The following is a 26131-nucleotide window of genomic DNA, read 5'->3' as shown; positions in this document are numbered from 1 at the left end:
ACAGCGAGCCCCTGGTGCAGCTGCTGTCCCCTCTACGCACAGCAGCCTCGAACGGTTGAGCGAGATTCGGCAATGATTCGGTAAAGAGGAAATGGAGCAGGGCGCTCCGGTGTTCCGGCATTGGAGGGCACTCCAGGTCCTCCGGTCCGGCATGCCCGCAGCAAGGAGGAACGCCACGTGAGCCAGTACGTGAGCAGGCTCGGGCGCCGCTCCCCGGCGGCACCCTCGAGGCTCAGGCTGCACCGCAGGCCACGCCGCGTCGCGATGCTCTCCGTGCACACCTCGCCACTGCACCAGCCCGGCACGGGCGACGCCGGCGGCATGAACGTCTACATCGTGGAGCTGGCCCAGCGCCTCGCCGCGATCAACATCGAGGTCGAGATCTTCACGCGCGCGACCACCGGAGGCCTGCCGCCCACGGTGGAACTCGCGCCCGGCGTCCTCGTGCGCCACGTCGACGCCGGCCCCTACGAAGGCCTCGCCAAAGAGGACCTGCCTGCCCAGCTGTGCGCCTTCACGCATGGCGTGATGCAGGCCTGGGCCGGCCACCGCCCCGGCTACTACGACCTGGTGCACTCGCACTACTGGCTCTCCGGTCACGTCGGCTGGCTGGCGGCCGAACGCTGGGGCGCCCCCCTGGTGCACGCGATGCACACCATGGCGAAGGTCAAGAACGCCGCCCTGGCCGAGGGCGACACCCCCGAGCCAACCGGTCGTGTCATCGGCGAGACCCAGATCGTCCGCGCAGCCGACCGCCTCATCGCCAACACCTCCGAAGAGGCCGTCGAGCTCGTACACCACTACGACGCCGACCCCGGCAAGGTCGCGGTCGTCCACCCCGGCGTGAACCTCGACCGCTTCCGCCCCGCCGACGGCCGCGCCGCCGCGCGCGCCCGCCTCGGCCTCCCGCAGGACGCCCTGATCCCCCTTTTCGCGGGCCGCATCCAGCCCCTGAAGGCCCCTGACGTACTGCTGCGCGCGGTAGCCGTACTCCTTGAGGAACGCCCAGAGCTCCGCTCGAAACTCGTCGTGCCTGTAGTGGGCGGTCCGAGCGGCAGCGGCCTCGCCAAGCCCGAGGGCCTGCAGAAACTCGCCGCCCGCCTGGGCATAGCCGACGTCGTCTGGTTCCGCCCGCCCGTCGGCCAGGACAAGCTCGCGGACTGGTTCCGGGCCGCGTCCGTTCTGGTGATGCCCTCCTACAGTGAGTCGTTCGGGCTCGTCGCCATAGAGGCGCAGGCGACCGGCACTCCGGTGCTCGCGGCCGCGGTGGGCGGACTCCCCGTCGCCGTGCGCAACAAGGAGACGGGCTTTTTGGTCCCCGGCCACGATCCCGTCGACTACGCGCGCGTGCTGCGCGATTTCGCCGACAACCCCGCGCTCCCGGAGCGGATGGGCGAGGCCGCCGCCTGGCACGCCAAGTCCTTCGGCTGGAACACCGCGGCCTCGGCCACGGCGGACGTCTACACGGCGGCGGTCCACGACCATCGCCGTCGCGTACGCTCCCACCATGGCTGACGTACGGCAGGCCGCACAGGTCGTCGAGGGCGTCCTCAAGGACGCCGAACTTGAGTGGGAGAGCCCCGAACCCGGCAATTACGTGGTGAAGCTCCCCGGCACCCGCAAGCTGTCCACGACGGTCTCACTGATCGTCGGCAGACACTCCCTCTCCCTCAACGCCTTCGTCATCCGGCACCCCGACGAGAACGAGTCCGGCGTCCACCGCTGGCTCCTGGAGCGCAACCTCAAGCTCTATGGCGTCAGTTACGCCGTCGACCCGCTCGGCGACGTCTACGTGACCGGCAAACTCTCGCTGGCCGCCGTCACATCCGAGGAGATCGACCGGCTGCTCGGCTCGGTCCTGGAGGCCGCCGACGGCAGTTTCAACACACTCCTGGAGCTCGGTTTCGCGTCCGCGATCCGCAAGGAGTACGCCTGGCGGGTGTCGCGCGGCGAATCGACGCGCAACCTGGACGCGTTCGCGCATCTCACGAAGCCGCGCGGCGACTGACGCCTGGTCCACATCAGGCAGTACGCGCGTACCGGCCCGGGGTCACACCCACCAACCGCTTGAAATGCCGCGTCAGATGGGACTGGTCGTAGAAGCCGGTCGCGGTCGCCACCTCGCTCGGAGGGTGACCGACGAGGAGCAGCCGGCGTGCGCGGTCGACCCGGCGGGACATCAGGTACTGGTGCGGGGCGATACCGAAGGCCGCGCTGAACGCCCGTACCAGATGAGCTGGATGGGCATGCACGAGCCGCGCGGCCTCGTCCAGGGCTATGCCCGGAACAAGGCGGGCGTCGAGGAGTTCGCGCAAGGTGTGCGCGACGCCGTGGTCCGGCGGCGGCCGTTCCCCGGTCAGCCTGGGCCGCAAGTGCCCGCGCAGCCGCTCGCCGATGAGCGCGAGCCGGCTCGCGGCCTCCAGTTCGTCACCGGGATGCCGGAGGGCCGAGTGCAGTTGGCCGACTCGGGTGCGCAGTACGGGGTCCGCCAGGTCCGGGCCGTCCACCGCCGGGCCGATGAAGCTCTCGTCGAGCTGGGTCGCGTCCAGGTAGATGACGCGCTTGCGGAAGCCGTGCGGGGTCGCGGGGGAGCCGTTGTGCGGCACATGCGGCGGGAGCAGGGTGACCGTGTCGTGCGGGGTGCCGTGCTCGTGCCGGTCGAGGTCGTAGCGTACGGCGCCGTCGTCGACGATCAGCAGGGTCCACGCGTCGTGTACGTGCATGGGGTACGCGTACTCGGTGAAGTGGGCGTGGAAGACCTCCACGACACCCGGGACATGCGGGCGCCAGGCGGACACTTCCTGCCGGGGCACCATGCAAGAAACGTACAAGACCGTGGCGTACGACAGCCGTCAGTCTCGTCCCATGGACAACCGCTTTGAGACCAAGATCGCCGTACTGCTGAGGGACGACCTGGAGTCCTGGCAGCGGCTGAATGTGACCGCCTTCCTGGTCAGCGGCCTGGGAACAGAGCTGCCCGAGGTGATCGGGGAGCCGTACGAGGACGCCGACGGAACCCCGTACCTCCCGATGATCCGCCAGCCCGTGATGATCTTCGAAGCCTCCAAGGAGACGCTGACCGCAGCCCACAGCCGCGCCCTCGCCCGCGCCCTGCCCCGTTCGGTCTTCACGTCCGACCTGTTCACCACGGGCAATGACCGGGACAACCGCGCGGCCGTACGGGCCGTCGCCGCGGGGGAGTTGGACCTGGTGGGCCTCGCGGTGTACGGGCCGCGCAACGGGGTGGACAAGGTGGTGAAGGGGGCGCGGATGCATCCCTGAGGTCCTGGCGACGATCCTGGCCCTCAGCGGTCGAACCACTTCCCTCCCTCGCCGGTGAACCCGGACGCGATCGCGATGGCGAAGGCAATGCCGGCGGCGAAGGAGGGGGCGCCGCCCGAGGCGGCCAGCCCGATCAGTCCGCTGAGCACCGCGAACGCCTCGATGACGAGCACGGTGTTACGCACCCAGCCGTACCGCTTCCGCGCCAGCACGGCGCAGGTGAACAGTACGAGCGCCAGGATGATGGAGGCGTATGCCAACGGCCGCATCAGACCGTCGACTTCCTGGTTGTGGTCGAGCCGGTCGTTCACCTCGACCAGGATGAAGAACCCGCCGAGGCCATTGAGGACAGCCTGAATCCACACCGTCACCACGGCGATCTTGACCTTCAACGGCATACGCGCCGGCGCTTCAGTGACCATGAGCCCTGGTCCTTCCCCTCGTCCCGTGCGCCGACGAGCCGGCGCAACCCGGTGTCCAGCAGCCCCTGAATATGGGGGGTTGGGGCGGTGACGGGTCCCGGGCACCGGGCGGCCAGGGCTGCTCTAGGGCTCGTCGGGGGCTGGGGGAGCGGGCCTATGGGGAGCGAGTTGCCGCCATTCGCGGGGCGTGGCGCCGTAGGTCTGGTGGAAGCGGCGCGAGAAGTAGGACGGGTTGGTGAAGCCCCAGGAGCGGGCGATGGCGCCGATCGTGCGGTGGGCGTGCTCGGGCGAGGCCAGGTCTCGGCGCGTGCCTTCGAGACGACGGCGGATGATCCATTTCTCCAGGCTGAGGCCGCCGTCCTCGCACAGCCGGTAGAGGGTCCGTACGGAGATGTTGTGGGCACCGGCGATGCGCTGAGGGGTGAGGCCGGGATCGGTCAGATGGGCGCGGATGTAGGCGAGGACGCGGGTGAGGAGGGTGTCCTCCGCGACTGAACGGCGGGTGCGTTCGTCGGCGGCCACCGACGCGATGACAGCGCGGGTGAGTTCAAGGGTGGCGGAAGCGAGGGCCTCGGCTCCGGGTTCGGTGCTCAGCCGGTCGGCGTCGTGGTGCAGGCCGCGGATGTGCTGGAGGAGCAACGGTCCGATCCGGCTGTGGGGCAGGAGGGGGATCGCGGCGCGGACCAGTCGTTCGGGCAGGCCGAGGCGGTCGGCGTCGACCATGAACGCGACGGACAGCCCGCTGCCGGACCACTCGTACTCATAACCGGCGGTCTTGTGGGCCAGCGCCAGGGCGTCGCGGCCGACGCGCTGCTGGTGGCCGTTCCAGGTGAAGGCGCCCGTGCCCTGGCTCTGGGTGATGATCGAGACGGTGTTCAGGGAGTCGAACCGGGCGTGCCGGGGGGTGCGCCAGATTCGCATTCCCGACCCGCGCGTGGCGAACAGGGTCAACGGGCCGAAAGCCCAGACCTCCAGTTTCTTCCAGACGCCGGCCTCGGGATGCTCGTGCTCGACCGAGCAACTGCCGCTCTCCCCGACGGCGACGGCGTGAAAGGCGTCGATCCGGTCGGCGGCCGGTAACTGCGTCGTGTCCAGGACCAGCATGATCCCCCCAGGTCAGCCGCAGCGACATCTGCGCTGCCGGGCCGTCTCCTCGAATTCTCCACATCTCTCCCCTGCTTGTGGGCGGAATGTGCGGATCCTCGAATCCGTCAGCCCCATGTGGGGTGGCAGACATGGCGTGGCAGGCAGGGAACAGAACGCGGCGTGCACGGCAAACACCCGCGCCCGCGGCGCTGACAGGATCGCCCCAGTCACAGATCCCCCGAAGTTGGGAGCATTTGCCATGGGCTTCGTCTCCACGAACGACGGCACGGAGATCTTCTACAAGGACTGGGGAAGCGGGCAGCCGGTCGTGTTCAGTCACGGCTGGCCGCTCAACGCCGACACCTGGGACGACCAGCTGCACCTGGTCGCCTCCCACGGCTACCGCGCGATCGCCCACGACCGGCGCGGCCATGGCCGGTCGGCGCAGCCGTGGCACGGCAACGACATGGACACGTACGCCGACGATCTCGCCCAGCTGATCGAGACCCTCGACCTGCACGACGTCGTACTGGTCGGACACTCGACCGGCGGCGGTGAGGTGACCCGCTACATCGGCCGGCACGGCACCGCCCGGGTCGCCAAAGCCGTCCTGCTGGGCGCGGTCCCGCCCCTCATGCTCAAGACGGACGCCAATCCCCAGGGGCTGCCGATCGAGGCGTTCGACGAAATCCGCGCGGGAGTGACAGCCGACCGATCGCAGTTCTACGCCGAACTCAGCCTGCCCTTCTTCGGTTTCAACCGGCCCGGGGCGGTGGTCTCGCAGGGCCTGCGCGACTCGTTCTGGATGTGGAGCATGCAGGTCGGGCTCAAGGGCGCCCTGGACTGCATCCGTGCGTTCTCCGAGACCGACTTCACCGAGGACCTCAAGCGCTTCGACGTACCCACGCTGATCGCGCACGGCGACGACGACCAGATCGTCCCGATCGTGGCCGGCGGCCTGGAGTCGGCCAAGATCGTCAAGGACGCGAGGCTGAAGGTCTATCCGGGCGCACCGCACGGACTGGTGGGCGAGTTCAAGGACGAGTTCAACGCCGACCTGCTCGCCTTCCTGGCCTCCTGATCCCCAAGGTCATCCCGCCCGCCGCCCAGCGGTTCATGGCCAAGCGCGCCGGCAGCAAGGTGACCGAGATCCGGTCCTCGCACGTGGTCATGACGTCCCACCCGGAGGCCGCCGCCCGCATCATCAACGCGGCCTACGCCGCGACCCGTTGACCCGGCGAAGCGCTGACCCGCTGACCCGTTGAAGGAGCGAAGGCTCATGAAACCCGACACCATCGTCCTGATCCACGGTTTCTGGGTGACCCCGCGCAGTTGGGAGCACTGGATCACCCGCTACCAGTCCCAGGGCTTCAGGGTGCTGGCCCCCGCCTACCCCGGATTCGAGGTGGAGGTTGAGGCCCTCAACGCCGACCCCACCCCCATCGAGGAACTCTCCGTCCCGGCGGTCGTCGCGTCCCTGGAGAAGCTGATCGACGGCCTCGACACCAAGCCGATCATCATGGGTCACTCCGCCGGCGGGGTGTTCACCCAGATCCTGCTGGACCACGGATACGGCAGCGCGGGCGTGGCCATGAACTCCGCGCCCACCGAAGGCGTGACCACGGTCCCGCTGTCCCAGCTGAAGGCGACGTTCCCCGTGCTGAAGAACCCCGCCAACCGGCACAAGGCGGTCGGGCTCACCTTCGACCAGTGGCGGTACGCCTTCACGAACACGTTCCCCGAGGACGAGGCCCGTGCGCTGTACGAGCGCTACCACATCCCCGCGTCCGGGCACGTCTTCTGGGGCAGCGTGCTGGCCAACATCCACCCCGGCCACGACGACACGTATGTGAACTACCACAACGACAGCCGGGCGCCGCTGCTGTTCATCGCGGGTGAGAACGACCATCTGATGCCGCCGAAGGTCCAGCGGTCAAATGCCAAGCACTACAAGTCGAACGCCGTCACCGAGGTCGTCGAGTACGCCGGCCGATCCCACCTGATGCCCGCCCAGAAGGGCTGGGAGGAGATCGCCGACCATGCCCTGAGCTGGGCCCTCGATCACTCCTGACACACACCGGCCGACTCCGGACGGGCCACTCGGGGCCGGCCGGTCCGCCCGGAGTCGGCGGCGGGAGGGGCCCAGAGCGCTCAAGCCACAGGAGGCGGAGCCCATGACGGAAGTCCGGTTCACTCACATCGGCGGTCCCACCGTCCTCATCGAGTTCGCCGGCTGGCGGCTGCTGACCGACCCGACGTTCGATCCACCCGGCCGCACGTACGCGTTCGGCTGGGGCACGTCCTCCCGCAAACTCACCGGCCCCGCCCTGCTTCCCGACGACGTCGGACCGGTCGACGCGGTACTGCTCACCCACGACCACCACGCCGACAACCTCGACGACGCCGGACGAGCCATGATCGCCGGTGCGGGCACCGTGGTGACCACCCGGGCGGGAGCACGCAGGCTGAGCGGCGCCGTACGGGGGATGAGAGCCGGACAAGGACCGGGGGCCGTACGGGGACTGAGGGCCGGACACACCACCCGGCTGGAGGCGCCGGACCACCCGCCCATCGATGTCACCGCCACTCCCTGCCGTCACGGCCCGCCCTTCAGCCGCCCCGTCGCCGGAGCCGTCGTCGGATTCGCCCTTACCTGGCCCGGACAGCACCACGGGTCGGTGTGGATCACCGGCGATACGGTCCTGTACCCCGCCGTCCGCAAGGCAGCCGCAGCCCTGCGCCCCGGAACCGTGCTGCTGCACCTGGGCGGCGTCCGCTTCCCCCTCACCGGCCCCGCCCGCTACACCATGACCGCCGCCGACGCCTTGGCCCTGTGTGACACCATCCGCCCCCACACCGTCCATCCGGTCCACTACGAAGGCTGGCAGCACTTCCGGGAGGGCCCCGAAGCCCTCACCGCGAAGCTGGGGTCCGCCGCTTCCGCCGAGCGTGGCAAGGCTTTCACCTGGCTGCCCCACGGCACAGCACACTTGACCGTGGTCTGACCCGCGGGGTGACCCTGCCGACGTACGGGCGCCCCATGGTCGTACGCTCTCAGCGCCTCACGCCGCACTGACCCCCGGCTTCGCGGGCGAGGCGGCGGACCCCGTCGCCGGCTCCTCCTCCGGCAACCGGCGCATCAGCACCCAGTACCCGAGACCCGCCACCGTCCCCACCACCGCGCACGTCCCCCACAGCCACTCCGTCCCGAACCCGTCGATGATTCCGCCCGCCATCAACGGCGCGACGAGGCTGGCCACCGGCCAGGCCGATGCGTAGACGCCCTGGTAGCGGCCCCGGCCGTGCAGCGGGGAGAGGCGGACGACGAGGCCCATCTGGACGGGGGCGATGACGATCTCGGCGAGAGACCAGACGCACACGGTGAGCGCGATGGCGCCGACGGACCCGGCGAAGGCGGTGAGGCCGAAGCCGTACCCCGCGAGGAGGGACGAGATGACGAGCAGCCGCCCCGCATCCCGTTGTTCGAGGAAGCGGGTGACGGGGATCTGGAGGACGACGATCAGTACACCGTTGATGGCGATCGCCATGCCGTAGTCGGCGGGCGCGAACCCCGCTTGGCCCATCGCCACCGGCAGCCCCACCATGCCCTGCTGGAAGATCAGCGCGACCAGGAAGAACAGCCCGACCATGCCCATGAACCGGCCGTCGCGCAGAACGGTCCCGAGGCTCACGTCCCCAGCCGCCTTCTCCTTCTCCGTACGTACGGGTCTGGACTCGGGCAACTTGGCGAAGACGACGATCGCGCAGACGAGCGTCATCCCGGCCTCGATCAGGAACCCGGCGAGATAGCTGTACTCGGCGACGAACCCGGCGGCCATCGACGAGATCGCGAACCCGAGGTTGATCGCCCAGTAGTTCAAGGACAGGGCCCGCACCCGGTCCTCGGGCGGGACGATGTCGGCCACCATCGCCTGCACGGCGGGCCGGGAGGCGCTACTGGTCGCGCCGACCAGGAAGGCGACGGCGGCCATCGCGACCGGGTGATGCACAAAGCCGAGCAGCGCGACGCTCGCGGCCGTCGACGACTGGGCGACGAGAAGGGTGGGCCGCCGCCCGAGCCGGTCGGTCATCACCCCCGCGCCGATGGAGGAGACGACCCCGCCGAGTCCGTGGAGAGCGACGACGAGACCGGCGTACGAGGCGGAGTAGCCGCGGTCGAGGGTGAGATACAGAGCCATGAAGGTGGCGACGAAGGCCCCGAGCCGATTGACGAGCGTGCTGAGCCACAGCCACCAGAACGCGCGGGGTAATCCGGAGACGGATTCGCGGACGGCGCGTTTCATGGCGGCGCGTGACATCGGAATCCCCCGGATGTAAGCGGCTTAGGCTCTTTATGTACCTTACGAGTGCGCCGCTCCGCCCGGCCACCGAATTGGCGAACGCAGTCGACTGTCCGCCTGCCGGGCAGCCACACGACGGCTTCAGGGCGTCTATTACGCTCGGGGCATGGCCGACGCACCGTACAAGCTGATCCTCCTCCGCCACGGCGAGAGCGAATGGAACGCGAAGAACCTGTTCACCGGCTGGGTGGACGTCAACCTCAACGAGAAGGGTGAGAAGGAGGCAGTCCGTGGCGGTGAGCTGCTCAAGGACGCCGGCCTGCTGCCCGACGTCGTACACACCTCCCTCCAGAAGCGCGCCATCCGCACCGCGCAGCTCGCGCTGGAGGCCGCAGACCGCCTGTGGATCCCTGTCCACCGCACCTGGCGCCTGAACGAGCGCCACTACGGCGCGCTCCAGGGCAAGGACAAGGCACAGACGCTCGCCGAGTTCGGCGAGGACCAGTTCATGCTGTGGCGTCGCTCTTACGACACGCCCCCGCCGCCGCTGGACCGCGACGCCGAGTACTCCCAGTTCTCCGACCCGCGCTACGCCACGCTCCCGCCGGAGCTGCGCCCGCAGACGGAGTGCCTCAAGGACGTCGTCGTCCGCATGCTCCCGTACTGGTTCGACGGCATCGTCCCCGACCTCCTCACCGGCCGCACGGTCCTGGTGGCGGCCCACGGCAACTCCCTCCGCGCCCTCGTCAAGCACCTCGACGGCATCTCGGACGCGGACATCGCGGGCCTGAACATCCCGACGGGCATCCCGCTCGCGTACGAACTCGACGCCGACTTCAAGCCGGTGAACCCGGGCGGCACGTACCTCGACCCGGAGGCCGCCGCGGCGGCGATCGAGGCGGTCAAGAACCAGGGCAAGAAGAAGTAAGAAGAGCTGAACGAGAGGAACCCCAGCCGACGCGCGGCTGGGGTTCCTCAAGGCGGTGAGTATCGGTCAGCAGGTGGAGCTGCCCACGCCGTAAACCGCTCGTCTACGCGTCGGCGGACCGCACCACATCGCGATCACCGTGGAGGGGGCGGGTCAGCGCTGCAGGGTGAGGAGGCCCGGCCGGTACGGCAGTTGCAGGTAGGGGGTGCCCGGCGCTGTGTTGGGGGAGTGGCCCTGGTAGAGGAACTGCAGGTTGCAGGGGTCGATGGTCATGGTCTGGTCGGGGTTGTTGCGGACCAGGTCACCGCTGATGTCGTTGGTCCAGGTGGCACCGCTGTTGGCCTTGCCCGCGAAGGGGTTGCTTTCGGTGGCGGCCTGCGGGGTCCACGAACCGTTCAGGCTGGAGGCCGTGAACGAGCGGAAGAAGCGCTGCTCAGTCGCACCCCGAGCCTCAACGATCATGAGGTACTGGTTCTGGCCCTGGACCTTGTAGACCTCCGGCGCCTCGAACAGGTTCTTCTCCGTGTCGCTCATGATCGTCGTGTACGACGAGCCGAAGCTGCTGGGGAAGTTCCCGATCGGCATGCTCGCCCGGTAGATCTTGCCGTTGTCACCGGCGAAGAACAGGTACATGTTCTGGTTGTCGGCGATCAGGGTCGGGTCGATCGGGACGCCACCCTCGCCGGCGGGATGAGTTCGCGCGTCCTGCCCACGAAATCGCCCACGGCGGTGTCCTCCATACGTCGCCACACTCAAGGAGATTCAGAGTTACTAACAACGATGTTACCAACATCAATGTTAGTAACTTGCTGGATTCTCCAGCGGAGGTGACGGCATGGAACCTCAGCACACCGGAAACCGGCTCGCAGGCGTTTGGACCTCGTACAGCCTCGTTCAGCTGAGAGGCCCCTGGACTGCTCCGGGGCCTCTTGCGTTCGAGCCACAGCAACACTTGATGTCGGCCTGGGCGGTGCCCCGCCGGACGTATGGACTCAAGCTGCGGTCGTGGCCAGGCGGTGGAACGCCTGGGTTGTGTGGGGGTGGGCCATCTCCTCCAGGAGGTGCCGCCACTCGGGGTCGGTGGCCGTGGGGTGGGCCAGTTCCCAGGCTGCGAGCAGCGCGGTGAGGTCGCTCTCGCGGGGGGTCTCGGGCAGGGCGTCCTGAGCGGTGCTTGTCTTTGTGGACAGCAGCGAGTTCATGGGAGTTCCTTCCGGCTGGGGAGCTGTGAACCTCTTGGATTCGATGGGTTCAACCATGCCGTCGCCCGCTTGCCGGAACCATGGAGTGCTCTGCCGGATCGAGGGTGCAGGTAGCAGCACCCCGGGAGGGCCGTTCTCCCCCCTCACACCTCCAGCGGCACCGGATGGACCTCGTCGGCCTTGTGGCCGGTGCGTTCGTGGATGCGTTGGACGGCTTCGGCAGTGGGGGCCTCGGACAGGCAGTAGACCGTGCCGGACTCGGGGTCTGCCCACGCCTTCTCGAAGTGCACGTTCTCTTCCTGCTCTATGGCCAGGTCCGCCTGGTGGGCCTGCCTCAGTTGTTCAGCCGTGATGCCCTGCATTCCGCGGTGGACGTCCATGAAGTGAGCCATGGCCTCGCACCTCCTTGCGTCTACGAGTTCGCCGGCCCCCTCTCCTCCATGCTGCGCCCGTATGGCCGCGCGGGCGACCGCTCACAGCGGCTCATACGACGCGGGGTGTGCGACGACTCGGGCCCCGAGCCGTCGCACAAGCCCTACAAGCCCTAGCAGGACCTACAAGCCCTACGAACTCAACCGCACTGGCAAGGACTGCCCGACTGGCAGCCGCACTTGCAGCCCGCCCCGCAGCCGCAGGCGGCGACGAGCGGGAGGCTGACGATCTCGGCGGGCTGCTCGGTCTCGCGATCCCGGGTGGGGTCGGGGGTGGTGGGGGATTCGGCCATGGTCCCTCCTCGAAGGCTTGGTGCCTACGCCCATTGCAGGCCCCCACCGTCCGGCGCGGCAACGGCGCACGGAGGCTCCCGGGCACCGGCCACGAAGCCCGCACGCCCGTGCAACAGCCCCGCACGCCCTTGCAGCGGATCTGCACGCCCTCGCAACCCGACCCGTACGCCCCGCAGCGGAGCGCTTACGCCCCCTCAACCCCCGTCGCAGACTGAATCTCGTCCGCGTGCTCCCCCGTCACCAGGTACACCACCCGGTTCGCCACCGACACCGCATGGTCCGCGAAGCGCTCGTAGTAGCGGCCCAGCAGAGTGACGTCGACGGCCGTCTCGATGCCGTGCTTCCAGCGGTCGTCCATGAGGTGCTGGAAGAGGGCGCGGTGCAACGTGTCCATCGCGTCGTCGTCCTGCTCCAGCTGGAGCGCGAGGTCGACGTCCTTCGTGACGATGACCTCCGCCGCCTTCGCCATCAGGCGCTGTGCGAGCTGGCCCATCTCCAGGATCGTGGCGTGCAGGTCGTGCGGGACCGCGCGCTCCGGGAAGCGGAGGCGGGCGAGCTTCGCGACATGCTGGGCGAGGTCACCGGAGCGTTCGAGGTCCGCGCTCATCCTCAGCGACGTGACCACGATCCGCAGGTCCGTCGCCACCGGCTGCTGCCGTGCCAGCAGGGCTATCGCCCGTGCCTCGAGCTCGTGCTGGAGATCGTCGACCTTCTGGTCGCCCGCGATCACGGTCTCCGCCAGCTTCAGATCGGAGTCGAGGATCGCCGTCGTGGCGCGCCCGATCGCCGACCCGACGAGCCGGGCCATCTCGACCAGGCCCTCGCCGATCGAGTCAAGTTCCTCGTGGTACGCGTCGCGCATCAGGATGTCCCTCTCTTACGTCTGCTTCCGGCTCCCGTACACGGATCCCCGTACACGGTTCCCCATGCACGATTCCCCTGCGGGATGTCCGAGGGGCTCGCGTACCCCACGCTCCCACGGTCCGGCCTGAACGCGTCCGTTTCCGCCACCTCAAATGAACCATCCCTATCACCCAGGTGAACTGTGGGCGACATGGCCCCTCCCTGCCGGTATGCCTTCCTCTGAAGTCGCTCGGGGCAAGTGAACCAGCACGGTCCCCACGGTGAACTCTGGGCGACGAGTGTTCGAGCTGGCACTCTGGGCGCTGTAAGGGGGGCGTACGTCATGCCTAACCTGGAGCCATGGACGTGAACGCGGCGGTCGCCGCAGCGGCAGCGATCGCCGGTGTGCTCACCGGCGTCATCGCCATGCTGGCGTTCCGCTGGAGCGAGCGGGAGCAGAAGCGGCCGACGCGCACCTCGTTGCACACGGACCCGGTGCTTCCGCCGGGAGTCGACACGGTCCTGTCCGTACTTCGCTCCTCCGCCGTCGTGCTCGACGAGGCCGACGCCGTGGTCAAGGCAAGCTCCGCCGCATACGCCCTCGGTCTCGTACGCGGCGGCAAACTCGCCGTCGAGCCCATGCTGCAGATGGCCCGCGACACCCGGCGCGACGGCGAGATACGGCAGGTCGAGCTGGACCTGCCACGCCGCGGCACCGGCCGTGGGGAAGCCCTCGCCGTGTCCGCCCGCGTCGCCCCGCTGGGCTCCCGCCTCGTACTCCTCCTCGTCGAGGACCTCACCGAGGCCCGCCGCATCGAGGCCGTACGGCGCGACTTCGTCGCCAACGTCAGCCACGAACTCAAGACCCCCGTCGGCGCGCTCAGCCTCCTCTCCGAGGCGGTCATGGGCGCCTCCGACGACCCGGAGGCCGTGGAACGCTTCGCCGGACGCATGCAGATCGAGGCCACCCGCCTCACCAACCTCGTCCAGGAACTCATCGACCTCTCCCGGGTCCAGAACGACGATCCCCTCGAGGACGCCGAGCCCGTACGCGTGGACGAACTCGTCGCCGAGGCCATCGACCGCTGCCGCCACCAGGCCGGCACCAAGCAGATCACCATGGCCGCCAATGTGGGGGGCGGGCCCGTAGGTACCTCGGATGAGGGTGGTGGGCGACGGGCGGACGGAACCGCCGACCTGCAGATCTGGGGCAACCGCGGCCAGCTGGCCGCCGCCCTCGGCAACCTCGTCGAGAACGCCGTGAACTACTCGCCCGCCCGTACGCGCGTGGGAATCGCCGCGCGCCGGGTCCCCGCACCGGGCGGAGACCTCATCGAGGTCGCCGTCACCGACCAGGGCATCGGCATCTCCGAGAAGGACCGCGAGCGCGTCTTCGAGCGCTTCTACCGCGTCGACCCGGCCCGCTCCCGCCACACCGGGGGTACGGGGCTGGGCCTGGCGATCGTCAAGCACGTGGCCGCCTCGCACGGCGGGGAGGTCACGGTGTGGAGCTCCGAGGGTCAGGGCTCCACCTTCACCCTCCGGCTGCCGGAGGCGGGCGTGGCCCGCGACCGCGCGACCGACCACAAATCCGGACTCGCCGACGACGTCGACGCCGGGCCGCCCGACGGAACGACCACCGTCACATCCCCCACAACATCCCCGTACGAATCGCTTTCTGCCCCGGAGGTCCTTCCGTGACCCGAGTGCTCGTCGTCGAGGACGAGGAGTCCTTCAGCGACGCCCTGTCCTACATGCTCCGCAAGGAGGGCTTCGAGGTCGCCATCGCGACCACCGGGCCCGATGGCCTCGACGAGTTCGAGCGCAACGGCGCCGATCTCGTCCTGCTCGATCTGATGCTGCCCGGATTGCCCGGCACCGAGGTGTGCCGCCAGCTGCGCAGCCGCTCGAACGTCCCGGTGATCATGGTCACCGCCAAGGACAGCGAGATCGACAAGGTCGTCGGCCTGGAAATAGGAGCCGACGACTATGTGACCAAGCCCTTCTCCTCGCGCGAGCTCGTCGCCCGCATCCGCGCCGTACTCCGCCGCCGCGGGGAGCCCGAGGAGGTCACCCCCGCCGCACTGGAGGCCGGCCCGGTCCGCATGGACGTCGACCGCCACGTGGTCACCGTCTCCGGCTCCAAGGTCGACCTCCCCCTCAAGGAGTTCGACCTCCTGGAGATGCTGCTGCGCAACGCGGGCCGCGTCCTGACCCGTATGCAGCTCATCGACCGAGTCTGGGGCGCCGACTACGTGGGCGACACCAAGACCCTCGACGTCCACGTCAAGCGACTCCGCGCCAAGATCGAACCGGACCCCGGCGCGCCCCGGTACCTGGTGACGGTCAGAGGCCTCGGGTACAAGTTCGAGCCGTAAACCGAACCTCTCGCGCATTCACGACGAAGGGCGGGATCCCAGGAGGGGGTCCCGCCCTTCGTACGTACGAGAATTCCGCAGCTGTACGCCGCTCAGTCCTCCGCGGCCGCGTCCTCGCCGGCCTCGGAACCCGTGGGCGCGCTCTGCGAGGCCGCGTCCGTGGGGCCCTGCCCGGCCCCGTCGGCGCCGCCCTCACCGGAACCCGGCTCGGTCGGCGTGCCTGAGGCCGACTGTGACGGAGAGGCCGGAGCCCCGGTGGGACTGGGGCTCCCGGAGCCCTCGGAACCAGGCGCCTGGGGAGTCTCGGACGGGCCCCACTCGGCGTAGTAGCCCTCGGCCGGGACGACGAACGCCCGCAGCTTCACCTGGCCCGTCTCGCTGAAGGTGAAGGTGACCTGCTGCGCGTCACCGTCCTCCAGGGCCTCGCGGCTGCCGTTCAGTACGGCGGAGGCGTTGTTCTTGCCACCGAGGATCACCGAGCCGTCGGCCGGCACCGTGATCGGGCCGGAACCCTCGGCGGGCCTGAGCGTGACCGGGTCCTCGATGCCGGCCAGGCGGATCGACTCCAGCGTCTCGTCGCTGTTGCCGTTGTTGAACAGGGTCGCGGAGATCGCGGTCGGACCCGTCGACTCGGGGTCGGGCTGGGTGATCACCACGGCGTTCTGGATCTGGATGTCGCCGACGCTGGTCGCCGCGTTGTCCGGCTTGATCTCCAGCGACTGGGCGTTGCTTCCGGCGCCGCACGCGGCGAGCGAGGCGATCGAGAACGCGATGGCGGCGGCGGCGAGGGCGCCGCGTCGAAGGCTGCTGCTCACGGCGGCGGCAACTCCTTGAACGTGGGCGGAGCAGGGCGGCGTACTTGTAAAGCCGCCCTAAGGTCTGTCAGCGGCTCAGGTTACCGATCCACCACCGAGCCCCCGCACCCGACCCGCCTCTACGGTTCTCCTGGCGTCGCTGTGACCATCGCGCCGAGCGGCGCGCCCCTCAAGTCGTGCGACATCACTCTGCACACAAAGAGCACGTGAGTACGGCCTGGTAACGCAAGCCACATTGACAACATTTCCCATAAGGAATGCGATCGGGAGTGCGCAAGAGAATTGATCTTCGGCCTGGCGTGATCAATTCCGGATTCGTCTCGTACCCGCCCCCGGTCACCGAACGGAGTAGCGCAAGCCTCGTCATCCGAACCCGACAAATCTGGACGTTCGGCCACGCGAGTAGGCCTTCGAAGGCTTGTAACGGGCGGGTTTCACCTCCCCCGAGGAACCGCTCCGACCTGCGAATACCCCCTGGTCTCGCCCCCTCGCAGCACGTTCCTGTCGTTGTTGTCAAGCCCCGAGATGTGCCCTGACCTGCGAAAACGCCATTCAGAAGATGCGGTTCTCGTGTTACTCTGGATAGCCACGGAAGGGGTACCTGTCACATGACGTTCAAGGTTGGCGACACCGTGGTCTATCCCCATCACGGGGCCGCGCTGATCGAGGCCATCGAAACTCGCCAGATCAAAGGCGTGGACAAGACCTACTTGGTGCTGAAGGTCGCCCAGGGCGACCTGACGGTGCGTGTGCCAGCGGACAATGCGGAGTTCGTCGGCGTACGTGATGTGGTCGGTCAGGATGGGCTGGACCGGGTCTTCGAAGTGCTGCGCGCGCCGTATGCCGAGGAGCCCACGAACTGGTCGCGCCGTTACAAGGCAAATCTCGAGAAGCTCGCCTCCGGTGATGTCATCAAGGTCGCGGAAGTCGTCCGTGACCTGTGGCGTCGTGAGCGCGAGCGTGGACTCTCCGCCGGCGAGAAGCGCATGCTCGCCAAGGCTCGGCAGATCCTGGTGAGCGAGCTCGCCCTCGCGGAGAACACGAACGAGGACAAGGCCGAGGCCCTGCTCGACGAGGTCCTCGCGTCCTGACGCACGTCACTCTCTGATCGCTTCCCGACCAGAGGCGAAACGAGCGGTCCGGCGTACGCAATTGAAATGCCGCGGTGCCCGATGACGTAAGTTCTGTCGCCGGGCGCTGCGGCATGCTCGTACCCAGAACACCGTACGACCGTACGTCAGCGGCTGGGTAATGAATTTCCGGCCACCGATACTTGGCGTGCCGGGCCCGGGCAGCTGGCTCGACCAGATGTCACGGAAGGGTCCCCGGTCAAGGCGTCGCGCCCGGCACGCTGAGGCCATACCCATACGGGCCCGGTCGTCAAACCGACGTCAACCGGCGGGTCAACCCGGACGCGCCGAACGGCGTCCGGTGCGCAATGGATTGACGTCCGGTGGACGCCGGATCGACGACAGGACCTGGTCGTACAACCCGTACACACCCGCACGCACACACACCCGACAGGAACCGATGTCTGACGATTCACGCCGTTCCGGGGCCGGTACCGCGGCCGTGATTCCGGCCGCGGGCCGAGGCGTGCGCCTCGGGCCGGGCGCCCCCAAAGCGCTGCGCGCGCTGAACGGCACTCCCATGCTCATTCACGCGGTACGCGCGATGGCCGCGTCGCGTGCCGTCTCGCTGGTCGTCGTCGTGGCGCCGCCCGACGGTGCCGCCGAGGTCAAGTCGCTCCTGGACACGCATTCTCTGCCCGAGCGCACCGACTTCCTCGTCGTGCCCGGTGGTGACACCCGGCAGGAGTCCGTGAAGCTGGGCCTCGATGTGCTGCCGCCCGGCATCGACATCGTGCTCGTGCACGACGCTGCCCGGCCGCTGGTGCCCGTAGACACCGTCGACGCGGTCATCGAGGCGGTACGGGACGGGGCCCCCGCCGTCGTACCGGCGCTGCCTCTTGCGGACACCGTCAAGGAAGTCGAGCCGCGTACCGGCGGCTCGCCCGAGCCGGTCGTCGCCACTCCCGAGCGGGGGCGGCTACGGGCCGTACAGACTCCGCAGGGCTTTGACCGGGACACCCTCCTGCGTGCCCACGAAACCGTCAGGAACGGGGTCACCGACGACGCGAGCATGGTCGAGCAGCTGGGCGAGCCCGTCGTGGTCGTGCCGGGGCACGAGGAGGCGTTCAAGGTCACCAGGCCGCTCGATCTGGTGCTGGCCGAGGCGGTACTGGCGCGGCGGAGGGCGAACGATGGCTTCTGAGGCGTCCCCGCCCTTCTTGTTGCCGCAGGTCGGGATCGGTACCGACGTTCACGCCTTCGAGGAGGGGCGGGAGCTGTGGTGCGCCGGGCTGAAGTGGGAGGGGGAGGGCCCCGGCCTTGCCGGGCACTCCGACGCGGATGTCGTCGCGCATGCCGCCTGCAACGCACTCTTCTCCGCCGCCGGACTCGGTGATCTCGGGGCTCACTTCGGGACCGGGCGGCCTGAGTGGTCCGGGGCGTCCGGGATCACTCTGCTCACAGAGGCGGCGCGTATCGTCCGCGACGCCGGCTTCCACATCGGCAACGTTGCCGTTCAGGTCGTCGGGCCTCGGCCCAAGATCGGCAAACGCCGCGATGAGGCGCAGAAGTTGCTCTCCGATGCGGTGGGGGCGCCCGTTTCGGTCTCGGGCGCCACGACGGACGGACTTGGGTTCCCGGGGCGCGACGAGGGGTTGCTGGCGGTCGCTACGGCGCTGGTCGTGAGCACTGGCTGAGCCGGGCGTGTTCCTTCCCCAGCCCCGTCCCTTCCGAAACGGGGCTGATCCCCTGAAGGGGCGCTCCCGGAGCCGTCAGCCACCATGCTCACCAGCCACAACGAACCCGCACCGAACCACGAACCCAATCCGTCCAACCGCCGGAGGCATCCGCATAAACCCCCGGATGGACACCCACTACCCTTGGACCCGTGACTATTCGCCTGTACGACACCAGCGCCCGGCAGATCCGTGACTTCGTCCCGCTCTCAGCGGGCTGTGTCTCGATCTACCTGTGTGGTGCCACCGTGCAGGCCGCCCCGCACATCGGGCACATCAGGTCGGGGCTGAACTTCGACATCATGCGCCGCTGGTTCGAATTCCGCGGCTACGACGTCACGTTCATCCGGAACGTCACCGACATCGACGACAAGATCATCTGGAAGGCGGCCGAGCAGAACCGCCCATGGTGGTCCATCGGCTACGAGAACGAGCGGGCGTTCGACGACGCCTACACCGCCCTCGGGTGCCTACCGCCGACGTACGAGCCGCGTGCCACCGGCCACGTGACCGAGATGGTCGAGATGATGCGCACGCTCATCGAACGCGGGCACGCGTACGAGGCCGACGGCAGCGTCTATTTCGACGTCCGCTCCTGGCCCTCGTACCTGGAGCTGTCCAAGCAGGACCTGGACGAGATGCGACAGCCCGCCGAAGAGGGCATCACGGGCAAGCGGGATCCGCGCGACTTCGCCATGTGGAAGGCCACCAAGCCCGGCGAGCCGGACTGGGAGACGCCGTGGGGCCGCGGCCGCCCCGGCTGGCACCTGGAGTGCTCGGCGATGGCTCACAGGTACCTGGGCTCGGCCTTCGACATCCACGGCGGCGGCCTGGACCTGATCTTCCCGCACCACGAGAACGAGATCGCCCAGGCCAAGGCCTACGGCGACGAGTTCGCCAAGTACTGGGTGCACAACGCCTGGGTCACCATGAGCGGCGAGAAGATGTCCAAGTCGCTCGGCAACTCCGTGCTGGTCGGCGAGATGGTCAAGCACTGGCGGCCCATCGTGCTGCGCTACTACCTGGGCACCCCGCACTACCGCTCCACCATCGAGTACAGCGAAGAGGCCCTGCGCGAGGCCGAGTCGGCGTTCGCCCGCATCGAGGGCTTCATCCAGCGGGTCATGGAGCTGGCGGGGAAGCCGGTCGAGCCCGCGGCCGACGTGCCGCCCGCCTTCGCCGAGGCCATGGACGACGACCTGGGAGTGCCACAGGCCCTCGCCGTCGTGCACACCACGGTCCGGCAGGGCAACAGCGCACTCGCAGCAGACGACAAGGACGCGGCCGTCGCCCGGCTCGCCGAGGTGCGCGCCATGCTCGGCGTCCTCGGCCTCGACCCGCTCGACGCGCAGTGGGCCGGCGAGAGCGACCAGGGCGAGGATCTGCGCGGGGTCGTCGACAGTCTCGTACGCATGGTCCTCGACCAGCGCCAGGCGGCCCGCGCCCGCAAGGACTGGACCACCGCCGATGCCATCCGTGACCAGCTCAACCAGTCCGGCCTCGTCATCGAGGACGGTCCCCAGGGGCCCCGCTGGACACTCGGCCCGCGCTGATCCCTTCGGCGGCTTCCTTGATCGATTGTGCCGCCCGGCCTTCCGGGCGGCACACTTCATAGACGCACAACGCATTCAGAGACGTACACACGCACGCTTTCCCACAGACAGGTAGGTCATGGCCGCAAACAACCGCCGCATGTCCGGCAAGAAGGGCGCGCAGGTCGGCAGTGGCGGCCAGCGACGCAGGGGCCTGGAAGGCAAGGGCCCCACCCCGCCCGCCGAGATGCGCAAGGGGCACAAGAAGAACCGCGTCGCCACCGTCAAGGCGAAGCAGACCGCACGCCGCCCCGGCCCCAAGGGCCGCGGCGCCAAGTCCACCTCCGAACTCGTCGTCGGCCGCAACCCCGTCGTCGAGGCGCTGCGCGAGGGCGTGCCCGCGAACACGCTGTACGTCCAGCAGTTCATCGACAACGACGAGCGGGTGCGCGAGGCGCTCCAGCTCGTCGGCGAGCGCGGCGGCATCCACCTCATGGAGGCTCCCCGCCCCGAACTCGACCGCATGACCAACGGCCTCAACCACCAGGGCCTCGTCCTGCAGATCCCGCCGTACGAGTACGCGCACCCCGAGGACCTCGCCGCCGCCGCGTACGACGCGGGCGAGGACCCGCTGATCGTCGCGCTCGACGGCGTGACCGACCCGCGCAACCTCGGCGCCGTCGTCCGCTCCGTCTCAGCCTTCGGCGGCCACGGCGTCGTCGTCCCCGAGCGCCGCGCCGCCGGCATGACCGCCGGCGCCTGGAAGACCTCCGCCGGCACCGCCGCCCGTACGCCCGTCGCCCGCGCCACCAACCTGACGCGCACCCTGGAGGCGTACAAGAAGGCGGGCATCATCGTCGTCGGCCTGGCCGCCGACGGCGACGGCGAGATCGGGGAGCTGGCGGCGCTCGAAGGACCCGTCGTCATCGTCGTCGGCAGTGAGGGCAAGGGCCTGTCACGGCTGGTCGGCGAGACCTGCGACTTCCGCGTACGGATCCCGATGCCGGGCGGCGCCGAGTCGCTGAACGCGGGTGTGGCGGCGGGCGTCGTGCTGTACGAGGCGGCTCGACGGCGAGCCTGACGGCAGCAGGAGAGGCAGGCGGAGCCCGACGGACGGAGTCCGGCGCAGCCGTCCGAAGCCGCGTAGCGTGCGAGGGCGGCAATCAGGAGGGGCCGAGGCGGCTCGGCGCCGGGCCTGACGGTGGGCGGGGTGATCTTGACGGAGTCCGGACAGATCGGGACGGTCAAGGCAGTGTCCTAACGACACGTCACTCGGTTAGATGAGTGTGGACACCAGAACACCCCGCACACCCACGGGGGACCGCACGTCGGGCTTCGACGATGCTCCCGCGCTGAGCATGGTGAAGGTGCCGAGCGATCCGGCGCAGGTCATCGTCAATCATGCGAGCTTCCGCGTGCAGCTGGGCACCGGCTCCCGTACGCAGTCCCCGCGCGTCGCACGCCACTTGAGTTCCGCCGACCCTTCGCGCAGGCCCGTCGCCGGCACCCGCCGCCGCGCCCCTGTCGTCTGGAGCGGGAGGTCCGCACCCGACGACACCGGCGCCACCCGGCTGCTGCAGGCCGCGCGGAGCACCACCGTGCACCACGGCGCCGAGGACCCGACGGGCGAGGCCGGGGCGACTCAGGTCATCCCGCGCCTCGACGACAGCGGCTACAGCGGCTCCGGATACGGCGGCCATGGCGGATACGACACCGACCCCGACGCCACCGTCGCGACCCCCACCATCGGCGGCCCTCGTATCCCCCAGACGCGCCAGGCCCCCATCCTTCCGCAGATGCGCACCTCGGGCAGCGCGGACGAGGAGTACGGCGAGCACCCGTACGAGGAGGGCGAGTTCGAGGCCGACGAGTACGACTACGAGATCGACGAGGACGGTCGGCGCGGGCGCCACGCCGACCCGGTACGGCACGCGTACTACCCCGGCCGCCGGATGAACCTCGGCGTCGTCCTGCTCCCGCTGCGCCTCATTCTCGGCTTCATCTCCATCTACGCCGGCATGGGCAAGCTCTGCGACCCGCACTACTTCGACGGCGGCAAGCGCGGCTCCATGGTCAAGTGGCTCAACACCCTCCAACCCTGGGAAGCCGCCGAGCCGCTACGGCAGTTCGCCCTCGAACACCCCGTCGGCTCCGGACTCCTCATCGCCTTCTTCCAGGTCATCGTCGGCGTCCTCACCGTCCTCGGCCTGTGGCAGCGGGCCGCCGCCGCCGTCGGCGCGCTGATGTCGGCCGCGCTTCTGATCACCGTCAGCTGGAAGAGCGTCCCCGCCTACGACGTGACCGACATCATCTACCTCGCCGCCTGGACCCCGCTGATCGTCGCGGGCGCCCCCGTCTACTCCGTCGACGGCCGCCTCGCGGGCGGCGCCTGGCGCAGGCTCGGGCCGCGCGCCGACATCTGGGACCTGCGCCGCTACGTCCTGCGCCGCGGCGCCCTCGTCAGCACCCTCGTCGTCGGGCTCACCCTGCTCGTCGGCTCCATGCTCGGCGGCGCCGTCCGCGACGCCGACCGCGTGGTCGTCCCCGGCCCCGGCGAGGCCCCGCGGAACGAACTTCCCGGCTCCCCGCTCCCCGAGGAGTCCGGCAACGACCGCCGCTCGGAGAGCCCCTCGGCCGCCGACTCGCCCACCCAGGGCACGACTTCGGCCAGCCCCTCCGAGAAGGACGCCACCAACACGCCGGGCGCCTCCCGCGAGTCGGCCACCGCGGGCGCCGACCGGCCCAGCGAAACCCAGGGCACGGGCCAGGTCCCGCCCGCCCAGCAGACGGCACCACCCGCCGAGGCGCCCAGCACCAGTGCGGGCCCGTCCTCCTCGGGCGGCGCCGCCACGGGAGGGACGGGCTCCCCCGGAGGCACCGGCGGCGGCAGCGACTCGGGCAACGGCTCGGGTGGCGGTTCCGGTGGTTCCGGTGGTGGTGGCGGCGGCTCGGACGAGGGCAGCCTCGTGGGCGGTCTGCTCGGGTAGCAGTTCGAGTAACGGCCTTTTCGCCGGTACCCGGTCGGGGCCCCGCACTTTCACAGTGCGGGGCCCCGATGACGTACGTACAGCCGCGAGGCTCAACGCCCCAGTGCCGCCAGTTCCTTCGCCGCCTCCGTGAGGTCCTTCGCGGTGTCGATGGCGCGCCAGTACGCGCCCTGCGGGATCGGGCAGCCGAACAGGCGGCGCTCGCGGGCCAGTCGCGGGAACGTGGTGCGCTCGTGGTCGCCGAGGTCGGGCAGCATGTCGGTGAACTCGGGGGAGAAGACGTAGACGCCCGCGTTGATCTCGTACGACGTCGGCGGGGACTCGATGAAGTCCGTGATGCGACCGAAGTTGTCGGTCTCGACGGCGCCCCACGGGATGCGGGGGCGGGCCAGCGCGAGGGTTGCCACCGCGTCGCGCTCGGTGTGGAAGTCAGCCATGTCGCGCAGCGAGAAACGGGTCCAGATGTCACCGTTCGTCGCGTACCAGGGCTGATCGGGGTGGGGCAGGTGCCGGGCGGCGAACTTGAGGCCGCCGCCGCGGCCCAGGGGCTCCTTCTCGACCACGGTGGTGACGCGGACGGGGAGTTCGGCCGACTCCAGCCACTGCTGGAGGACCTCGGCGAGATGGCCGCACGAGACGACCACGTCCGTCACGCCCTCCTCGGCGAGCCAGGCCAGCTGATGGCCGATGATCGGAGTCCCGGTGCCGGGGATCTCGACCATCGGCTTGGGCCGGTCGTCGGTGTAGGGACGCAGCCGGGAGCCCTGGCCACCGGCCAGGACAACGGCTTGAACGGGGCGCGACGCGGCGTTCGGATGCTTCATGAACCGCACTGTACGTCGCGCCCCGCCCGGGGCTTGTGTCGGCGTCGGACCGTGTCACCCGGCCCGTCAGCCGGCCGCCCGTCAGCCGTGCCCGCCGGCGACGCCCGTGGCGAAGGACGTGTCGCAGACGGGGCGGGAGAACGACTGGGCGCGGGACGCGCCGTACTTGACGACGGCGGCACGGCCCAGCGCGCGGGCGATGGAGGCGCAGTGCCTGGCGAGCGACGGGCGGCCGTTCACCGCCTCCTGGAGATGGGTGAGCGCCACCCCCGCGTCCTTCTCCTGGAGTTCGAGCAGGAGCTTGTCGCGCAGCACGTCCTGCGGGGCGCGGGAGGCGGGGCGCGAGGACGTGTTCTCGGCGGAGGCGGCGAGCACCGAGGCCGAGGAGTCGCTCCCCGACCAGGGGACCCGGGCGACCGCGAGAGTCCCGGAGAGCACCAGGACGACGGGCAGAACGAGGGCGAGAGTACGGCCGATCCGGCGGGCCGGACCGCGGCCGTGCCGCGTCGGGCGGTCGGCGGGGCGACGGCCGTGTCGCGTCGAGGGGTTAGTGGAGTGCTTCACGCGAGTGAGGGTAGCGCGGGGTAATGATTTGGCGACATTTGGTAATCAGTTCGAGCGACGGCCGGTGCTCACATTCGGGTGCGAGGTTGACGTAGGCGGGTCGAAATGACCGGTCTGCCGGGGTATTTGTCGACAAGAAAAAGGGCCCCGCAGCAAGCTGCGGGGCCCCTTCCGTCAACGTGGGTGAATTCACCCGGTACGGGTGTCTTCAGTGCGCGTGCCTCAGTCGGAGAGACGCTCACCCGTGGACGTCGAGAACACGTGGGTCTCGCCCGGCCGCGGCACGACGTGCAGCGTGGCGCCCTTCTCCGGGACCGCGCGGCCGCTGACGCGGACGACCAGGTCCTTGAGCTCGTCGCCGACCTTGGCGCTGCCGTAGACGTAACCGTCGGCGCCCAGCTCCTCGACCACGTTCACCGAGACGGCGAGGCCCGCCGGGGCGTCCTCGGTCTCCTTGGTCAGGGCCTTCGCGGCGCCGCCGTTCTGCTCGACGATGTCGAAGTGCTCCGGGCGGACGCCGACCGTGACGGTGCGGTCGCCACGGTCGGAGGCGGCCGACAGGGCCTCCCGGTTGACCGGCACCACGCTGTTGCCGAACTTCACGCCGCCGTCCGTGATCGGGACCTCGACGAGGTTCATGGCCGGCGAGCCGATGAACCCGGCGACGAACAGGTTCGCCGGGCGGTCGTACATGTTGCGCGGCGAGTCGACCTGCTGGAGCAGACCGTCCTTCAGCACGGCCACCCGGTCACCCATCGTCATGGCCTCGACCTGGTCGTGGGTGACGTACACGGTGGTGATGCCGAGGCGGCGCTGGAGGCTCGCGATCTGCGTACGGGTGGACACACGCAGCTTGGCGTCGAGGTTCGACAGCGGCTCGTCCATGAGGAACACCTGCGGCTCACGCACGATGGCACGGCCCATCGCGACACGCTGCCGCTGACCACCAGAGAGCGCCTTCGGCTTGCGGGCCAGGTAGTCGGTGAGGTCCAGGATCTTCGCCGCGTCCTCCACCTTCTGGCGGATCTCGGCCTTGTTGACGCCCGCGATCTTGAGCGCGAAGCCCATGTTGTCGGCGACCGTCATGTGCGGGTACAGCGCGTAGTTCTGGAACACCATGGCGATGTCCCGGTCCTTGGGCGGCAGGTGCGTGACGTCGCGGTCACCGATACGGATGGAGCCGGCGTTCACGTCCTCGAGCCCCGCGAGCATCCGGAGCGAGGTGGACTTGCCGCAGCCGGACGGACCGACCAGAACAAGGAATTCGCCGTCTTCGATCTCGATTTCGAGACCGTCGACGGCGGGCTTCTCGGAACCCGGGTAAATCCGGGTCGCCTTGTCGAACGAGACAGTGGCCATGGTGATGGGCCCCCTTCTACCGGCAGGAACGTGCCGGACGATCCGTTGTGGAAGGTGGTGCCACTACGGGTGATTCCGTT

At 69.4% G+C, this 26131-nt stretch carries 27 protein-coding genes and 1 pseudogene; 15 read left to right on the top strand and 13 right to left on the bottom strand.

What is annotated here, in order from left to right; translation table 11 throughout:
• Positions 1–177 precede the first annotated feature (177 nt).
• The gene (gene mshA / locus ACFYO0_RS25680) at positions 178–1515 is read left to right on the top strand and encodes a D-inositol-3-phosphate glycosyltransferase (RefSeq protein WP_388680198.1); all 1338 of its coding nucleotides are present in this window, start codon (positions 178–180) and stop codon (positions 1513–1515) included.
• On the top strand, positions 1508–2008 hold the full coding sequence (locus ACFYO0_RS25675; RefSeq protein ID WP_388680195.1) for a YbjN domain-containing protein: 501 nt from the start codon (positions 1508–1510) through the stop codon (positions 2006–2008). Before mshA ends, ACFYO0_RS25675 begins: the two co-directional genes overlap by 8 nt.
• 13 nt (positions 2009–2021) lie before the next feature.
• On the opposite strand, the gene ACFYO0_RS25670 is transcribed toward ACFYO0_RS25675, so the two are convergent.
• Entirely contained in the window at positions 2022–2816 is a 795-nt protein-coding gene (locus ACFYO0_RS25670) for an AraC family transcriptional regulator (RefSeq protein WP_388680192.1), read from the bottom strand.
• On the opposite strand from ACFYO0_RS25670, the gene ACFYO0_RS25665 reads away from it, so the two are divergent.
• On the top strand, positions 2815–3282 hold the full coding sequence (locus ACFYO0_RS25665; protein ID WP_388680189.1) for a DUF2000 family protein: 468 nt from the start codon (positions 2815–2817) through the stop codon (positions 3280–3282). The two genes, ACFYO0_RS25670 and ACFYO0_RS25665, sit on opposite strands and share 2 nt — an antisense overlap.
• 23 nt (positions 3283–3305) lie before the next feature.
• On the opposite strand, the gene ACFYO0_RS25660 is transcribed toward ACFYO0_RS25665, so the two are convergent.
• A complete protein-coding gene (locus ACFYO0_RS25660; protein ID WP_388680186.1) occupies positions 3306–3704 on the bottom strand; it encodes a hypothetical protein in 399 nt (132 codons plus the stop codon).
• A gap of 123 nt (positions 3705–3827) precedes the next feature.
• On the bottom strand, positions 3828–4808 hold the full coding sequence (locus ACFYO0_RS25655) for a helix-turn-helix domain-containing protein (protein WP_388680183.1): 981 nt from the start codon (positions 4806–4808) through the stop codon (positions 3828–3830).
• A 241-nt stretch (positions 4809–5049) separates the two neighbouring features.
• Here ACFYO0_RS25655 and ACFYO0_RS25650 point away from each other — a divergent pair, with 241 nt between their 5' ends.
• The 3 genes from ACFYO0_RS25650 to ACFYO0_RS25640 all read left to right on the top strand — a co-directional run bounded on the left by ACFYO0_RS25650 (position 5050) and on the right by ACFYO0_RS25640 (position 7795).
• The gene (locus ACFYO0_RS25650) at positions 5050–5871 is read left to right on the top strand and encodes an alpha/beta fold hydrolase (protein WP_388680181.1); all 822 of its coding nucleotides are present in this window, start codon (positions 5050–5052) and stop codon (positions 5869–5871) included.
• Between the two features lie 198 nt (positions 5872–6069).
• On the top strand, positions 6070–6861 hold the full coding sequence (locus ACFYO0_RS25645; protein WP_388680178.1) for an alpha/beta hydrolase: 792 nt from the start codon (positions 6070–6072) through the stop codon (positions 6859–6861).
• Positions 6862–6964: 103 nt separating this feature from the next.
• Complete coding sequence (locus ACFYO0_RS25640; RefSeq protein WP_388680176.1) at positions 6965–7795, top strand: MBL fold metallo-hydrolase; 831 nt, start codon at positions 6965–6967, stop codon at positions 7793–7795.
• 57 nt (positions 7796–7852) lie between these two features.
• Here ACFYO0_RS25640 and ACFYO0_RS25635 read toward each other — a convergent pair whose 3' ends face one another.
• Positions 7853–9109, bottom strand: a complete 1257-nt coding sequence (locus ACFYO0_RS25635; protein ID WP_388680173.1) for an MDR family MFS transporter — start codon at positions 9107–9109, stop codon at positions 7853–7855.
• 148 nt (positions 9110–9257) lie between these two features.
• Here ACFYO0_RS25635 and ACFYO0_RS25630 point away from each other — a divergent pair, with 148 nt between their 5' ends.
• Positions 9258–10019 carry a phosphoglyceromutase gene (locus ACFYO0_RS25630; protein WP_388680170.1) on the top strand — a complete coding sequence of 254 codons (762 nt, stop codon included), beginning with the start codon at positions 9258–9260 and terminating at the stop codon, positions 10017–10019.
• A 153-nt stretch (positions 10020–10172) separates the two neighbouring features.
• On the opposite strand, the pseudogene ACFYO0_RS25625 reads toward ACFYO0_RS25630, so the two are convergent.
• The 5 genes and pseudogenes from ACFYO0_RS25625 to phoU form a co-directional block, all read right to left on the bottom strand.
• A pseudogene (locus ACFYO0_RS25625) lies at positions 10173–10697 on the bottom strand (non-reducing end alpha-L-arabinofuranosidase family hydrolase); the annotation flags it as partial.
• 314 nt (positions 10698–11011) lie between these two features.
• Positions 11012–11218 carry a hypothetical protein gene (locus tag ACFYO0_RS25620; protein ID WP_388680167.1) on the bottom strand — a complete coding sequence of 69 codons (207 nt, stop codon included), beginning with the start codon at positions 11216–11218 and terminating at the stop codon, positions 11012–11014.
• A 143-nt stretch (positions 11219–11361) separates the two neighbouring features.
• Complete coding sequence (locus ACFYO0_RS25615) at positions 11362–11610, bottom strand: SCO4226 family nickel-binding protein (RefSeq protein ID WP_388680164.1); 249 nt, start codon at positions 11608–11610, stop codon at positions 11362–11364.
• Positions 11611–11789: 179 nt separating this feature from the next.
• Positions 11790–11942, bottom strand: coding sequence for a hypothetical protein (locus ACFYO0_RS25610; protein WP_388680161.1), 153 nt, complete (start codon positions 11940–11942; stop codon positions 11790–11792).
• Positions 11943–12127: 185 nt separating this feature from the next.
• Complete coding sequence (gene phoU, locus ACFYO0_RS25605; RefSeq protein ID WP_388680158.1) at positions 12128–12805, bottom strand: phosphate signaling complex protein PhoU; 678 nt, start codon at positions 12803–12805, stop codon at positions 12128–12130.
• A 341-nt stretch (positions 12806–13146) separates the two neighbouring features.
• Here phoU and ACFYO0_RS25600 point away from each other — a divergent pair, with 341 nt between their 5' ends.
• Positions 13147–14487, top strand: coding sequence for a sensor histidine kinase (locus tag ACFYO0_RS25600; RefSeq protein WP_388680155.1), 1341 nt, complete (start codon positions 13147–13149; stop codon positions 14485–14487).
• Positions 14484–15164, top strand: a complete 681-nt coding sequence (locus tag ACFYO0_RS25595) for a response regulator transcription factor (protein ID WP_033322296.1) — start codon at positions 14484–14486, stop codon at positions 15162–15164. The genes ACFYO0_RS25600 and ACFYO0_RS25595 overlap by 4 nt, the downstream gene beginning before the upstream one ends.
• A gap of 92 nt (positions 15165–15256) precedes the next feature.
• Here the strand turns inward: ACFYO0_RS25595 and ACFYO0_RS25590 are convergent, their stop codons facing one another.
• Positions 15257–15979: a DUF461 domain-containing protein gene (locus tag ACFYO0_RS25590; protein ID WP_388680153.1), complete on the bottom strand. Its 723-nt coding sequence runs from the start codon at positions 15977–15979 to the stop codon at positions 15257–15259.
• A gap of 608 nt (positions 15980–16587) precedes the next feature.
• On the opposite strand from ACFYO0_RS25590, the gene ACFYO0_RS25585 reads away from it, so the two are divergent.
• From ACFYO0_RS25585 to ACFYO0_RS25560, 6 genes are all read left to right on the top strand, one after another.
• Positions 16588–17070 carry a CarD family transcriptional regulator gene (locus tag ACFYO0_RS25585; RefSeq protein WP_003953493.1) on the top strand — a complete coding sequence of 161 codons (483 nt, stop codon included), beginning with the start codon at positions 16588–16590 and terminating at the stop codon, positions 17068–17070.
• Positions 17071–17509: 439 nt separating this feature from the next.
• Positions 17510–18253 carry a 2-C-methyl-D-erythritol 4-phosphate cytidylyltransferase gene (gene ispD, locus ACFYO0_RS25580; protein ID WP_388680150.1) on the top strand — a complete coding sequence of 248 codons (744 nt, stop codon included), beginning with the start codon at positions 17510–17512 and terminating at the stop codon, positions 18251–18253.
• Positions 18243–18746, top strand: a complete 504-nt coding sequence (ispF, locus tag ACFYO0_RS25575; protein WP_388680149.1) for a 2-C-methyl-D-erythritol 2,4-cyclodiphosphate synthase — start codon at positions 18243–18245, stop codon at positions 18744–18746. The genes ispD and ispF overlap by 11 nt, the downstream gene beginning before the upstream one ends.
• 191 nt (positions 18747–18937) lie before the next feature.
• Positions 18938–20338, top strand: a complete 1401-nt coding sequence (gene cysS / locus ACFYO0_RS25570; RefSeq protein WP_388680147.1) for a cysteine--tRNA ligase — start codon at positions 18938–18940, stop codon at positions 20336–20338.
• A gap of 118 nt (positions 20339–20456) precedes the next feature.
• Positions 20457–21398 (top strand): 23S rRNA (guanosine(2251)-2'-O)-methyltransferase RlmB, encoded by a 942-nt coding sequence (gene rlmB, locus ACFYO0_RS25565; protein WP_388680144.1) that lies wholly within the window; start codon positions 20457–20459, stop codon positions 21396–21398.
• Positions 21399–21597: 199 nt separating this feature from the next.
• Positions 21598–23304, top strand: a complete 1707-nt coding sequence (locus ACFYO0_RS25560; RefSeq protein WP_388680139.1) for a DoxX family membrane protein — start codon at positions 21598–21600, stop codon at positions 23302–23304.
• A 92-nt stretch (positions 23305–23396) separates the two neighbouring features.
• Here ACFYO0_RS25560 and ACFYO0_RS25555 read toward each other — a convergent pair whose 3' ends face one another.
• The 3 genes from ACFYO0_RS25555 to ACFYO0_RS25545 all read right to left on the bottom strand — a co-directional run bounded on the left by ACFYO0_RS25555 (position 23397) and on the right by ACFYO0_RS25545 (position 26051).
• Positions 23397–24128: an NDP-sugar synthase gene (locus ACFYO0_RS25555; protein ID WP_388680137.1), complete on the bottom strand. Its 732-nt coding sequence runs from the start codon at positions 24126–24128 to the stop codon at positions 23397–23399.
• A gap of 81 nt (positions 24129–24209) precedes the next feature.
• Positions 24210–24692: a hypothetical protein gene (locus ACFYO0_RS25550; protein ID WP_388680134.1), complete on the bottom strand. Its 483-nt coding sequence runs from the start codon at positions 24690–24692 to the stop codon at positions 24210–24212.
• Positions 24693–24914: 222 nt separating this feature from the next.
• Complete coding sequence (locus ACFYO0_RS25545) at positions 24915–26051, bottom strand: ABC transporter ATP-binding protein (protein ID WP_388680132.1); 1137 nt, start codon at positions 26049–26051, stop codon at positions 24915–24917.
• Positions 26052–26131: the final 80 nt, after the last annotated feature.

Source organism: Streptomyces sp. NPDC006365 (assembly GCF_042870755.1).
In the GTDB taxonomy this organism is placed as follows: domain Bacteria; phylum Actinomycetota; class Actinomycetes; order Streptomycetales; family Streptomycetaceae; genus Streptomyces; species Streptomyces xiangluensis.
This window is presented reverse-complemented; position numbering and strand designations above follow the sequence as displayed.

Excerpts from the sequence above, each read along its gene's own strand:
- ACFYO0_RS25675 (WP_388680195.1), top strand. The coding sequence starts at position 1,508 with ATGGCTGACGTACGGCAGGCCGCACAGGTCGTCGAGGGCGTCCTCAAG.
- ACFYO0_RS25665 (WP_388680189.1), top strand. The coding sequence starts at position 2,815 with ATGCAAGAAACGTACAAGACCGTGGCGTACGACAGCCGTCAGTCTCGT.
- ACFYO0_RS25670 (WP_388680192.1), bottom strand. The coding sequence starts at position 2,816 with ATGGTGCCCCGGCAGGAAGTGTCCGCCTGGCGCCCGCATGTCCCGGGT.
- ACFYO0_RS25660 (WP_388680186.1), bottom strand. The coding sequence starts at position 3,704 with ATGGTCACTGAAGCGCCGGCGCGTATGCCGTTGAAGGTCAAGATCGCC.
- ACFYO0_RS25655 (WP_388680183.1), bottom strand. The coding sequence starts at position 4,808 with ATGCTGGTCCTGGACACGACGCAGTTACCGGCCGCCGACCGGATCGAC.
- ACFYO0_RS25650 (WP_388680181.1), top strand. The coding sequence starts at position 5,050 with ATGGGCTTCGTCTCCACGAACGACGGCACGGAGATCTTCTACAAGGAC.
- ACFYO0_RS25645 (WP_388680178.1), top strand. The coding sequence starts at position 6,070 with ATGAAACCCGACACCATCGTCCTGATCCACGGTTTCTGGGTGACCCCG.
- ACFYO0_RS25640 (WP_388680176.1), top strand. The coding sequence starts at position 6,965 with ATGACGGAAGTCCGGTTCACTCACATCGGCGGTCCCACCGTCCTCATC.
- ACFYO0_RS25635 (WP_388680173.1), bottom strand. The coding sequence starts at position 9,109 with ATGTCACGCGCCGCCATGAAACGCGCCGTCCGCGAATCCGTCTCCGGA.
- ACFYO0_RS25630 (WP_388680170.1), top strand. The coding sequence starts at position 9,258 with ATGGCCGACGCACCGTACAAGCTGATCCTCCTCCGCCACGGCGAGAGC.
- ACFYO0_RS25620 (WP_388680167.1), bottom strand. The coding sequence starts at position 11,218 with ATGAACTCGCTGCTGTCCACAAAGACAAGCACCGCTCAGGACGCCCTG.
- ACFYO0_RS25615 (WP_388680164.1), bottom strand. The coding sequence starts at position 11,610 with ATGGCTCACTTCATGGACGTCCACCGCGGAATGCAGGGCATCACGGCT.
- ACFYO0_RS25610 (WP_388680161.1), bottom strand. The coding sequence starts at position 11,942 with ATGGCCGAATCCCCCACCACCCCCGACCCCACCCGGGATCGCGAGACC.
- phoU (WP_388680158.1), bottom strand. The coding sequence starts at position 12,805 with ATGCGCGACGCGTACCACGAGGAACTTGACTCGATCGGCGAGGGCCTG.
- ACFYO0_RS25600 (WP_388680155.1), top strand. The coding sequence starts at position 13,147 with ATGGACGTGAACGCGGCGGTCGCCGCAGCGGCAGCGATCGCCGGTGTG.
- ACFYO0_RS25585 (WP_003953493.1), top strand. The coding sequence starts at position 16,588 with ATGACGTTCAAGGTTGGCGACACCGTGGTCTATCCCCATCACGGGGCC.
- ispD (WP_388680150.1), top strand. The coding sequence starts at position 17,510 with ATGTCTGACGATTCACGCCGTTCCGGGGCCGGTACCGCGGCCGTGATT.
- ispF (WP_388680149.1), top strand. The coding sequence starts at position 18,243 with ATGGCTTCTGAGGCGTCCCCGCCCTTCTTGTTGCCGCAGGTCGGGATC.
- rlmB (WP_388680144.1), top strand. The coding sequence starts at position 20,457 with ATGGCCGCAAACAACCGCCGCATGTCCGGCAAGAAGGGCGCGCAGGTC.
- ACFYO0_RS25560 (WP_388680139.1), top strand. The coding sequence starts at position 21,598 with ATGAGTGTGGACACCAGAACACCCCGCACACCCACGGGGGACCGCACG.
- ACFYO0_RS25555 (WP_388680137.1), bottom strand. The coding sequence starts at position 24,128 with ATGAAGCATCCGAACGCCGCGTCGCGCCCCGTTCAAGCCGTTGTCCTG.
- ACFYO0_RS25545 (WP_388680132.1), bottom strand. The coding sequence starts at position 26,051 with ATGGCCACTGTCTCGTTCGACAAGGCGACCCGGATTTACCCGGGTTCC.